The sequence below is a fragment of the Bathymodiolus thermophilus thioautotrophic gill symbiont genome, assembly GCF_003711265.1.
Classification (GTDB): Bacteria; Pseudomonadota; Gammaproteobacteria; order PS1; family Pseudothioglobaceae; genus Thiodubiliella.
The window spans coordinates 729,854-742,651 of record NZ_CP024634.1 but is presented as its reverse complement, the minus strand read 5'-3'; the positions used below and the strand labels follow the sequence as shown (position 1 = coordinate 742,651).

The 12,798-nt window shown below is 37.5% G+C and carries 9 protein-coding genes; 6 read left to right on the top strand and 3 right to left on the bottom strand.

The window, feature by feature from the left end; genetic code table 11:
- Positions 1–28: 28 nt before the first annotated feature.
- Positions 29–208 (bottom strand): hypothetical protein, encoded by a 180-nt coding sequence (locus MS2017_RS02640; RefSeq protein ID WP_071564755.1) that lies wholly within the window; start codon positions 206–208, stop codon positions 29–31.
- A gap of 165 nt (positions 209–373) precedes the next feature.
- On the opposite strand from MS2017_RS02640, the gene MS2017_RS02635 reads away from it, so the two are divergent.
- Positions 374–769: a hypothetical protein gene (locus tag MS2017_RS02635; protein WP_122951161.1), complete on the top strand. Its 396-nt coding sequence runs from the start codon at positions 374–376 to the stop codon at positions 767–769.
- Between the two features lie 29 nt (positions 770–798).
- A complete protein-coding gene (locus MS2017_RS02630) occupies positions 799–3,363 on the top strand; it encodes a JDVT-CTERM domain-containing protein (protein ID WP_122951160.1) in 2,565 nt (854 codons plus the stop codon).
- Between the two features lie 178 nt (positions 3,364–3,541).
- On the opposite strand, the gene MS2017_RS02625 is transcribed toward MS2017_RS02630, so the two are convergent.
- Positions 3,542–3,721 (bottom strand): hypothetical protein, encoded by a 180-nt coding sequence (locus MS2017_RS02625; protein ID WP_071564755.1) that lies wholly within the window; start codon positions 3,719–3,721, stop codon positions 3,542–3,544.
- A 263-nt stretch (positions 3,722–3,984) separates the two neighbouring features.
- Between MS2017_RS02625 and MS2017_RS02620 the strand changes: the two genes are divergently transcribed.
- The 3 genes from MS2017_RS02620 (at position 3,985) to MS2017_RS02610 (ending at position 9,186) form a co-directional block, all read left to right on the top strand.
- Entirely contained in the window at positions 3,985–4,386 is a 402-nt protein-coding gene (locus MS2017_RS02620; protein ID WP_122951159.1) for a hypothetical protein, read from the top strand.
- Positions 4,387–4,408: 22 nt separating this feature from the next.
- Entirely contained in the window at positions 4,409–6,646 is a 2,238-nt protein-coding gene (locus MS2017_RS02615; RefSeq protein ID WP_122951158.1) for a cadherin repeat domain-containing protein, read from the top strand.
- An 818-nt stretch (positions 6,647–7,464) separates the two neighbouring features.
- Complete coding sequence (locus tag MS2017_RS02610) at positions 7,465–9,186, top strand: JDVT-CTERM domain-containing protein (RefSeq protein ID WP_122951157.1); 1,722 nt, start codon at positions 7,465–7,467, stop codon at positions 9,184–9,186.
- A 755-nt stretch (positions 9,187–9,941) separates the two neighbouring features.
- Here the strand turns inward: MS2017_RS02610 and MS2017_RS02605 are convergent.
- Entirely contained in the window at positions 9,942–11,153 is a 1,212-nt protein-coding gene (locus MS2017_RS02605) for a reverse transcriptase domain-containing protein (protein ID WP_071563960.1), read from the bottom strand.
- Positions 11,154–11,842: 689 nt separating this feature from the next.
- Here MS2017_RS02605 and ftsY point away from each other — a divergent pair.
- A complete protein-coding gene (ftsY, locus tag MS2017_RS02600; RefSeq protein WP_122951156.1) occupies positions 11,843–12,787 on the top strand; it encodes a signal recognition particle-docking protein FtsY in 945 nt (314 codons plus the stop codon).
- Positions 12,788–12,798: the final 11 nt, after the last annotated feature.

Genomic DNA, 12,798 nt, shown 5'->3' with positions numbered 1-12,798 from the left:
CAGCTTGAGGATAAAGTAAAGGGGTGAGTTATAGAATTTTCAAAAATAAAATAAATAATACAGTGAGGCCTTTGCGTAAATATGGATGATTGGCAAGATTCAATTTTTGCCCACTTGGTGATTTTCTTAAACCTTGTTCTAGCGGGGCTAAGGCTGGGTTTAAAAAATTACTAAGTGGGTAAAACGAGGATTCTTGATGATTATTCATATTTATGCAAAGGTCTCACAGTGTTTGTAATCGCCTAAATGTTACCAGTAAAAACATCTGCTAATTATTGATAGCATAGATATTTTTACCTATATAAAAACTCACACAAATATTATTTTTTATGGAATAATTCAGAGTTCATGTTGCATTACTTAATTTTAGACTATGAATACATTGCATTACAATAACACCGCAATTTTAGCAACATCTGGGCTTAATTCAAGCCAAATGACCGCTTATTTCCCCACCCTAATTATTCGCCTCGTTGCTTTTATTACCTGCATTGTAATCGTTGAAAAAAAATACTCTATATTTAAAACCATTTCTTCCACACCTCTCCCCATCGCTCCGCTACACCATAAAACTAGCAACACCTGCGCCAAAAAAAAAATCAAATATTTCTCTCTTGCCACTAAAGCATTTTTATTTTTTCAAACAACAGAAGTGATCCCAGTGGGCAACAAAAAATACAACAACTTTAGCAACGAATTAGAGATTGTCAATCAATACCTCGCCACCACGCTCATTCGTTACTACTTAAAAAATAACATAGAAAAATAACCATTAATTACCAACCTAGGAATTTTATTATGAATACATTTAATCGCTTTATTGTTACCACTTTATTGGTTTTGTTTGCTTCTCAGGTGTTTGCCACAGACACCTTTATTACTACTACAAACCAACATGCTCAAGACGGCACGCTTAACACACAAGCCTCTTTAACCCATCAATCTATGACATTCACTAGCATTCTTATTGGAGCGAGTGGTAATTCTAACACCATTACCATACTAGGCAACAACTCCACAGGGTGTAGTTTATCATCAGGGAGGTTTTCTTCCTATCTTGTGGCAACTTGCGGTATTCCTATTCATGGAGGCACCTCTACCAAACAAAATCTAGTGGATGCCGTTGATTCAGCAATCGGTTTCAACGCAACAGGTGGTAGCGCAACAGCACTGGATAGCGATGTCTTATTAGAAAAAGCCAACTTGATTGGTGGCATAACTGGATTATCGGAACAAGCTCAATCAATATACTTCACGCCAACCCCTGCCAGCAAAGCAGGCATCGTTTACAAAATGACCATCAACGGCATCAACTATACCCATACCTCCACAGGCGCCGATTCAATCCAGACAATTATAGGGGTTTTGCAACCAAAAATAAACGATTCTAATGTTAGTTGTCGAAACGATCCTGCAGGGAGATATATACTCTGTGCTACAAATATCTACGGCACCAAAGGTATTTTTACTTACTCAAGTTTCGCATTTGATAGCACCAATTTTAACATCACCTCCACCAACATCCTTAACACTAACGAAGGCACCAACCTCGAACACACCCTTACCGCCAACAACCCCGCCGCCACTTTCAGCATCACCGAAGACACCAGCGGCTTATTCAGTCTCAGAGGCACCCACAACAACATCCTAACCTTCAACGGCACCAACACCGACTACGAAAGCACCACAAAATCCTACACCGTCAAAGTTAAAGCCACCACTGGAGATGGCGACGATAAAAACACCACTCAAACCATCACCGTTACCCTTGTTGACCTCAACGACGAACTCCCTACCGCCATCACCCTCACAGGCAACCGCACCATCGCTGAAAACACAAGAACTGGCACTGAATTAGGCACACTCTCCACCACCGATGCCGATACCAACGATACCTTTGTCTACACCAGTAGCAACACCAAATTTACCATTGACAATGACAAACTCAAACTCAACGCCACCCTTGACTACGAGAACGCCACCAGTCTTAACACCACCATTACCGTAACCGATGGCAGTAATCACACATTAGACAAAATCTTTAATTTCACAGTTAGCGACATAGACGACACCGCCCCAACTAACATTCTACTTAGTAATGTAAACTTGATCAAAGGCCAACCCGCCAATACCTTAGTCGGCACCCTCAGTGCCAGTGATGTAGATACCAACACTCCCCTTACCTTTACCGTCAACGACACCACCAACTTCAAAATCGTCAACGGCAATGAACTTAGAACCAATAAATCCATCACCACTGCCCTCGGAAACACGATCAATATTAACATCACCGCCAAAGACGGCACTCACGACTCCATCCCACAACCCTTTACCATTACCATCACTGCCACTTACATCGCCGCCCCAGTAATCGCCCAATTTAGTGTAACCCAAGGTGAAAACAAAGGTCCTTTAATCAGCAAAGATGGTGGAGAAGTTACTGTCAGTGCCTCAGCAGGCACAGGAACTTACACTTGGAGTAGTGCCGATTTTTCTAACACAAGCACCAGCAAGACTTTTGTTTTTAATCCCCAAAGTGCCAACATCGGTACCCGAACAATCACACTAAAAGTAACAGCCGGAAATTTTTCATCAGAAAGAGTATTGAAACTTAAATTAGTTGACACCTACCCCAATGGACGAACAGACACAAACGGCAATGGCATTTCCGACAGCAAAGAATCAGGAAATAGCGACAATGAATTACCCGCAGGCACAAACAAAAAAATCACCAGTCCAGGAAGTACTAGAATATTACCCGGCATCATGGGCGAAGATTCTGGGCAACTAACCCTTGATCAACTAAAACAATACAGAGTAGCCAACCACCTATCCGACTACACTAAAGACACCTTAGCCACTGGCGATATCTACGACTATATAATCGAAGGCCTAAGCGCCACTGGTGACTCCACCCAAGTAATCATTCAACTCGCCACCCCAATCCCTGCAAATGCAGTATTGCGTCAATACTCACTAGCAACTGGTTGGCGTAATTTTGTGGTTGGTAACAACAACATACAATCTAAAGCCAACACAAGCAATACCTGCGACAATACCGATGGCACTTGGCAAACTGGATTAATCACCGGCGCAACTTGCCTTAAACTAACTCTTAAAGATGGTGGTGAAAATGATGCTGATGGCAATCAAGCTAATGGTGCGGTTGAAAGCACTGTTTCAATAGCAACGCCTGTTGTTGTCGGTGGCAATGATGATAGTAATGATAATGGTGATAGTAGCAGTGGTGGTGGTTGTGTTTACAATCCCAATGCACTTGCTAGATTTGATACAGTTTTTATTCTGTTAATGACATTAAGTGCTTATTATTTAATCAGAAGAAGACGCCGATTTTCTCATTAAGCAAACAAATCAAGTAAAATACTGACAACAAAAGCCCCGTGAAAATGGGGCTTTTTTGCGCCTGATTTATTGTAATAATTTTTTTTCACTCTCACGCAGGGTATGAGAGTGAGGCAAGAGGATGGGTTATAAACCCACCCCTACTTAAAACAGCTTGAGGATAAAGTAAAGGGGTGAGTTATAGAATTTTCAAAAATAAAATAAATAATACAGTGAGGCCTTTGCGTAAATATGGATGATTGGCAAGATTCAATTTTTGCCCACTTGGTGATTTTCTTAAACCTTGTTCTAGCGGGGCTAAGGCTGGGTTTAAAAAATTACTAAGTGGGTAAAACGAGGATTCTTGATGATTATTCATATTTATGCAAAGGTCTCACAGTGTTTGTAATCGCCTAAATGTTACTAGTAAAAACATCTGCTAATTATTGATAGCATAGATATTTTTACCTATATTTAAAATGAGAATGCACGCCAGATTATTCGTTTATTTTTGAAAAAAGTATAACGAATCACCTGCAAGAACAAATAAAAAAATCAAAATTACCCATCCACCCACAATTCAAAACTCACACAAATATTATTTTTTATGGAATAATTCAGAGCATTACTTAATTTTAGACTATGAATATATTGCATTACAATAGCACCGCAATTTTAGCAACATCTGGGCTTAATCCAAACCAAACGACCGCTTATTTCTCCACCCTAATTATTCGCCTCGTTGCTTTTATTACCTGCATTGCAATCGTTGAAAAAAAATATTCTATATTCAAAACCATTTCCTCCACGCCTCTCCCCATCGCCCCGCTACACCATAAAACTAGTAACACCTGCGCCAAAAAAAAATTCAAACATTTCTCTCTTATCATTAAAGCATTTTTATCCTTTCAAGCAACAAAAGTAATCTCGGTGGGTAACAAAAAATACAACAACTTTAGCAACGAATTAGAGGCTATAAACCAATATCTTACCATTACTCTCATTCACCATTACTTAGAAACAACACAGAAGAGTAACCATTAATTATCAGCCTAGGAGTTTTATTATGAATACATTTAATCGCTTTATTATTACCACTTTATTAGTTTTGTTTGCTTCTCAGGTGTTTGCAACACTTAACCCTAATCCTGCTACCAAAGAGTTTCATGTAAGTCTTATTAATAATACCTTTAAACTCATTACAACAGATTCAAGAAACTCCGGTTTTAATATTAATGGCAATAACAATATTCGAACAACCTGTTTATTAAATTTACCCACTGAACAAAATGGTGAATTTACCCATACAATGAGTACTTGTACACATTCTCTCTCTAGTTTCATCCCATCTATCTTGATTGCAGGTGACAAAGTTAATATAACTTTTTTAGCTTATAGTGATTTTTATGATTACACACTCTGTGTTGACGGCAATTGTATAGCCGGTCTCGCCATCACCTCCACCAACACATTCCCCGCCAATGAAAAAGCAGCAAGCACCACCCATACTCTCACCGCCAACGATACCGCCACCACTTTCAGCATTATCGAAAACACCAGCAATCTATTCAGTCTCAGTGGCACCAACAACGCAACCCTAACCTTTAATGGTACCACCACCGACTTTGAGAGTGCCACAAAATCCTACACCGTCAAAGTCAAAGCCACCATCGGAGATGGCGACGATAAAAACACCACTCAAACCATCACCGTTACCCTTGTTGATCTCAACGACGAAACCCCCACCGCTATCACCCTCACAGGCAACCGCACCATTGCTGAAAATACAAACACTGGCACTGAATTAGGCACACTCTCCGCCACCGACGCCGATGCCAACGATACTTTCACTTACACCAGTAGCAACGCCAAATTTACCATTGACAATGACAAACTCAAACTCAACGCCACCCTAGACTACGAGAACGCCACCAGTCTTAGCACCACCATTACCGTAACCGATGCCAACAGTCACACATTCGACAAAACCTTTAACTTCACAGTTAGCGACATAGACGACACCGCCCCAACTAACATTCTACTTAGCAATGTAAACTTGATCAAAGACCAGCCTGCCAATACCCTAGTCGGCACCCTCAGTGCCAGTGATGTAGATACCAACACTCCCCTTACCTTTACCGTCAACGACACCGCCAACTTCAAAATCGTCAACGGCAATGAACTTAGAACCAATAAATCCATCACTACCGCCCTTGGAAATACGATCAATATTAACATCACCGCCAGCGACAATACTAACGACTCCGCTCCACAACCCTTTACCATTACCATTACTACCATTTACATCGCCGCCCCAGTAATCGACAAATTCACCGTAACCCAAGGTGAAAACAAAGGTCCTTTAATCAGCAAAGACGGTGGAGAAGTTACCGTTAGCGCCTCAGCAGGCACAGGATCTTACACTTGGAGTAGTGCCGATTTTTCTAACACAAGCACCAGTAAGACTTTTGTTTTCAATCCCCAAAGTGCCAACATCGGCACCCGAACAATCACACTAAAAGTAACGGCTGGCGATTTTTCATCAGAAAGAGTGTTAAAACTTAAATTAGTTGACACCTACCCCAATGGGCGAACAGACACAAACGGCAACGGCATTTCCGACAGCAAAGAATCAGGAAATAGCGACAATGAATTACCCGCAGGCACAAACAAAAAAATCACCAGTCCAGGAAGTACTAGAATATTACCCGGCATCATGGGCGAAGATTCTGGACAACTAACCCTCGATCAACTAAAACAATACAGAGTGGCCAACCACCTATCTGACTACACCAAAGACACCTTAGCCACTGGCGATATCTACGACTATATAATCGAAGGCCTAAGCGCCACTGGTGCCTCTACCCAAGTAATCATTCAACTCGCCACCCCAATCCCTGCAAATGCAGTATTGCGTCAATACTCACTAGCGACTGGCTGGCGTAATTTTGTGGTTGGTAACAACAACATACAATCTAAAGTCAACACAAGCAATACCTGCGACAACACCGATGGCACTTGGCAAACTGGATTAATTACCGGTGCAACCTGCCTTAAACTAACCCTTAAAGATGGTGGCGAAAATGATGCTGATGGTAATCAGGCTAATGGTGTGATTGAAAGCACTGTTTCAATAGCAACGCCTGTTGTTGGTGGTAATGATGATAGTAGCAGTAACAGTAGTAGCGGTGGTGGTTGTGTTTACAATCCCAATGCACCTGCTAGATTTGATACAGTTTTTATTCTGTTAATGACATTGAGTGCTTATTATTTAATTAGAAGAAGACGCCGATTTCCTCATTAAGCAAACAATTCAAGTAAGAATACTGATAAAAAAGTCCTGTGGAAACGGGACTTTTTTTATGCCTGATTTATGATAATAATTTTTTTCAGTCTCACGCAGAGTATGAGGATGAGGCAAAGAGGATGGGTTGCAAACCCATCCCTACCTAAAACGGCGTAGGAATAAAGCAAAAGAATGAGTTATAGCATTTTCAAAAACAAAATGAATGCTGTAGATTTATAATCGCCTAAGTATTACTAGTAGAGACTTTTGCATAAATATAAATAATCATCAAGAATCCTCGTTTCACCCACTTGGTAATTTTTTAAACCCAGCCTTAGCTCTACTAGGACAAGGTTTAAGAAAATCACCAAGTGGGCAAAAATTGAATTTTTCTAATCATCCATATTTATGCAAAGGTCTCTAGTAACAACACTTGTTACTTATTGACAGCATAGATATTTTTACCAATATTTGAAATGAGAATGCATGCCAGGTTGTTTCATTTATTTTTTGAAAATAGCACAATCAATTACCCACAAGAATGAAAAAAGTCAAAAATTACCCACCCACAATTAAAAAAAACTCGCACAAATATGATTTTTTATGGAATAATTTAAAACTCATTTTGCGTTGCTTAATTTTAAAATCTATGAATACATTGCATTGCAATCGAACACAAAGCCCTCAAATTGACCCTCAACCAAACAGGTCAATTCTGCCATTACCGCCCGCTACGATATTAACAACAGCGAAGTTGACGCTTACAGTACACCACTTTCACTCATCGTTGCTTAGAAATAACAAATACCATTAATTATCAACTTAGGAAGTTTATTATGAACATATTTAATCGCTTTATTGTCACTGCTCTATTGGTTTTGTTTACCTCAAAGGCGTTTGCCACTTCGCCAATAATTACAAAAATTGAAAGAATAAATGTAAATACTATCCTTGTTACCTTTGATCAAGGCATTAAGCCAGTTTCACACTTTGATGTGCCAATTGAGGGTGAGTTTAGTGTGAAACTATATACTAGTACCACTTATTATTTAGGCTCGCCTAACAGCCTTATAGTCCGTACTCCAACCGCAGTTAATCCTAATGACAATGGTTTCGCCACACAATGGCAATGGGAAGAGCCAACATTAACTGCTACAGATAACGACGGACTGAGTGAAATTACTATCAATTTGAATGCTTATCATTCTGATTTTGAAAATGATATTGGCCACTCTTCTCTAGATTACATAAACACTCTCAACCTCATTTGGCAACATGATCTTTCCATAACTTCTATCAACACCCTTGACACCAACGAAGGCACCAACCTCGAACACACTCTCATCGCCAGCGACACCGCCGCCACTTTCAGCATTATTGAAAACACCAGCGGTTTATTCAGTCTCAGTGGCGCCAACAACGCAACCCTAAGTTTTGACGGCACCAACACCGACTACGAAAGCACCACAAAATCCTACACCGTCAAAATCAAAGCCACCACTGGCAATGACACTAATGAAAACACCGAGCAAACCCTTACTGTTAACATTAAGGATGTTACTGATACTGCTCCAGTGATTAGGCGATTCACTATCTCCCAAGGTGTAAATCAAGGTCGGCTGATTATCAAAACAGACACAAGTGTTACTGTTTACGCTGAAGCAAGTGGGGGATCATCTTACACTTGGAGCAGTTCTGATTTTTCCGTCATTGGTAGCGGTGCATTTGTTACTTTCATCCCCAATGCAGATGTCGGCACTCGAACAATTAAATTAAAAGTAACAATAGGCGACTACTCTTCAGAAAGAGTTCTAAAACTCAAATTGGTTGAAAGCCATCCCACCGATTGGAAAGATAAAAACAACAACGGCATCAACGACAGCAAAGAAATAGGACGCCATAACAACGAATTACTTGTAGGAGAAAATAAGAAAATCACCAGTCCAATAAACACCAGACTACTACTCGGCATCATGAGCGAAGACACCGCCCACCTAACCCTTGCCCAAATGAAAAAATACAGAACAGACAACAATCTCTCCGACAACACCGAAGACACCTTAACCACTGGTGACATTTACAACTATGTTGTTGAAAACTTCAGTGCCACTGCCACCACCCAAGTCATCATTGAACTCACCAGCCCAATCCCTGCAAATGCAATCTTACGCAAATACTCACCCGCAACTGGCTGGGCTAATTTTGTCATCAATGACAACAACATACAATCCAAAACAAGCAACACCTGCACCGACGATACTCATTGGCAAACTGGACTAACCACAGGTGCAACCTGCCTTAAACTCACCATTAAAGACGGCAGCGAAAACGACACAGACGGCGACCAAAACAACGGCAAAGGTCAAGTTAACGGTGTTGTTGAAAGCACCATTTCAATCGCAATACCTGCTGCTAGCAACAGTAACAATAACAATAACAGTGGTGGTGGTTGTGTTTACAATCCCAATGCACCTGCTAGATTTGATATGGGCTTTATTCTGTTAATGACATTAAGCGCTTATTATTTAATCAGAAGAAGACGCTGTTTTAATCATTAACTTTTTCACCAAAAAACAACAAGGGTCGCTATTTCATCGGCCTTTTTTTGCACTTATACCATTTTCAAAAAATAAACCAAACAATCTAGCGATCATTCTTATTCCAAGTATTGGCACTATATTGTTCATTTTATTTTTGAAAAAGTGAAGGCTTCATAAATTGAACTATACAAGAAGTGTTAAAAAGTTGTTAGTGCAGTATGCGCTCAAACACTTTAGCAATATGGTTTTTGATGGTTTACTTAGTGTTGTTTTTTTCTGTTAATGTCTAACAATTGACATTGATAATTAACGAATAAAGAAGATAAAAATGAAAATGACTTAAGTTTAACTAACTGTTTGAGATTAGATAAACCCAAGTTTTTTAACTTTTTTACCAATCACTCCTTCTCCACTATTACTTTACCTACTAGGGTAATATTCTGTTGCTGCACTTAAAAACAAGTTCTTCTTTGTATTCTTTAACGGACTTAGGGGGTTCCATGATAATTTCTACGGTTTTATTTCCTGAGAAAGAGAGCTATACTTGCTGGCAATCCGAACTAAGATTTGTTCGCTTTGCAATAGTTCAAGCACAAATTTGGCCTTGAATGCAGATGCATATTTGGTTCGTTTTTTTTACTCTGATTTTTTTTGTTTAGTTTAACGGGTTTAAAATAAGAAAGATTAAATTGTTGTTTGAAATTGCTGGAGTTTTTGTTTAAACTGTCCATTTGTTAATTTATATTTTTTATCTACTTGTATTTTCATAAAAATCAATAAAAATCAATATCATCCTCTAGTGATCTGATAGTTTTATAGGCTTCTTTATTTACATTATCTTTAGTGATGTAATTGCTACTTTTCTTTCGTATTTCAAAAATAGCTTTTGAAAACTTCTTAACTTCAATATTGCTACCTTGTAAATATTTATTTAGCATTTTTTTTACATGAGCATCAAGTTTAAATAATAATGTATGGTCATTTATTTCTGAGAAAAAATTAATCCAGCCGTATGTTTTTTCTTGATAACGAATGCCAGTTATTTTTGCATTTAAATCAAAAACAAACTCATTAGATGGGCCTTCATCCTTATAACTGTGAAACAATTTAGTTATGCTATCATAAAACCTTTGTACTGATGAGGCTCTAACACTCACAAGCGTATCTGTAAACTTATATCCCAAATATTGAAATCCATCTTCAATCTTTCCAGAATGAGATTTATCTTGATTATTTGTAAATTCATGAATCTTTAATTCAATTTCTTTAAAATCATTGGATATATTGTCTTTAATGGATTCTATATTACTCTGATTACAAAGGATTAAAATATCATCCACAAATCTATAATATTTAATGTTTTTATCATTTAAATGTTTTTTATCTATTTTATCTAAATAAATATCTGCTAAAAAACTAGAAATTGGAAGCCCCTGGGGAATACCTTTTTCATTAATCTTTAATTTTCTTTTTTTCTTGGGAACCTTTAAAGATATAGTCGGTTGTGTAATTGCTAATCTAATCATTTCTAAAGCAGAATCATCTTTTATTTTATTACTAAGAATAAATAATAATTTTTCATGAGTTATCGAAGGGTAAAATTCTATAATATCAACCTTAATAAACGAATCAAAATTACCAACATTCTTTTTAATGTCAATAATTTTTCTCTTTATATTGTTATCATTAAGTGCAAAGTTATTTCTTAAGATTTTCAATAAAACTTGCAAAACAAGCCTATCTCTCTGAGTTGGAATCGAAACTTGTCTGGTGACATTGTGATTTTTTATCAATAAATTTTCTTTATAATTTGAAAATTTATAATTATTATTTTTAACTTTTTTTTGAATTAACTTCTTTTCATTGTCTATCATTTCAATGAATTTTTTACCGTTAATTCCATCGACTCCCCTAGCACTCGAATATTTGATTTTTGCTTGATTTTTGCTTGTTAAAACAAATTCTAATGCTTCCAAGAAATTCATGATATTTTTTAATAAATTAGAGTGCTAACCTTTGATTATAATAATTTCCATAAAGCCTATGCTTCATAAAGTACAGCCATTAAAATGCTGTTTTAAATTATATCATCTTCCTCTTAACTGCAAAAATCAGAAAAAAGTTTTAAAAAAATAAAAAAAGTTAGCAATTCAAAATTATATCATAAAAATAATTTTTCTCTAACTGACTTTTGTAAGTCATAATTTAAAAGACTCTGCTTTTGGAGGGCAGATTAAATTAATCTTAAAATATTTTTAGTCTCTAAAATATCAGCTTTATAAAACTTAATCAACAAATTTTATTTTCAATTGCTCGGTTTTTTCGGACAACTGTCTTCTATTGAAAGTTTTAGCTTCAAATCATTCCAACACTCCCATAGGTTTTTTCTATTTGTTAAGATCAAAAATAAAATCACTCGCCTTATCTTTTTCATAAATTATTTTTTGAATTGAGATCTTTGCATAAATATAGATGATTAGCAAAATTCAACTTTGCCAAATTGGTGATTTTATTAAACATTGTTGCAAAATTAAGACTGGGCTTGCCCCATAGAGGATTGCTGGTTTAATTTAACCTATCCACACAATAAGTAATCTTAAATTGTTGAAATAAGGCGAAGTAAAGAATAGTAAAATCAACACCTTTATAGATTTACTAATTATAGAGAGAAATAGTGTTTAATATTTTTAAAAAAAATAAAACCAATTCAGAAAAAAATTCAGCCTCTTTAAAAGAGCGACTAATTAAATCCAGGAAAAAACTGGGTTCTGGTTTGTCGTCCTTACTATTGGGTAAAAAATCTATTGATGAAGATTTGCTGGAAGAGCTTGAAATATTGCTTATCACGGCTGATATTGGTATCAATACTACCGATAAAATTTTAGAATCTGTGCGTAAAAATGCTTCTAGGAAAATTCTCAAAGACTCTGATGCTTTGTATGATTTTTTAAAAAATGAGTTGGCGAAATTGCTTCTTGAGGATAACCAATTGAATATTGAGAGGCAAGAAACTTTTGTGATTTTGGTGGTTGGTGTAAATGGTGCTGGTAAAACGACTACCATCGGCAAACTTGCCAAATCTTTTCAAAATCAAGGGAAATCAGTGATGCTAGCAGCAGGCGATACTTTTCGTGCTGCTGCTGTAGAGCAACTCAAAGTTTGGGGGCAACGCAATAAAATACCTGTCATCGCACAAGACACAGGTGCTGACGCTGCTTCTGTAATTTTTGATGCCTATCAGTCTGCTCAAGCCAAAAATATTGACATTTTAATCGCTGACACTGCAGGACGACTACATACCCAAGACAATCTTATGCAAGAATTGGCTAAAATCAAACGCGTCATTGCCAAACAAAATGCCACTGCGCCACACGAAACAATGCTAGTTATTGACGGTAGCTCAGGTCAAAACGCTATCAACCAAGCCAAAGCATTCAACAAAGCCATTACCCTTAACGGTATCAGTATCACCAAACTTGATGGCACCGCCAAAGGTGGCGTTTTATTCGCCATTGCTGACGAACTCAATCTCCCTATTCGCTACATTGGCGTCGGCGAAGGAATTGATGATTTAAAACCGTTTGAGCCAAAAGAATTTATTGAGGCTTTGTTCGATTAAAAACACACGCT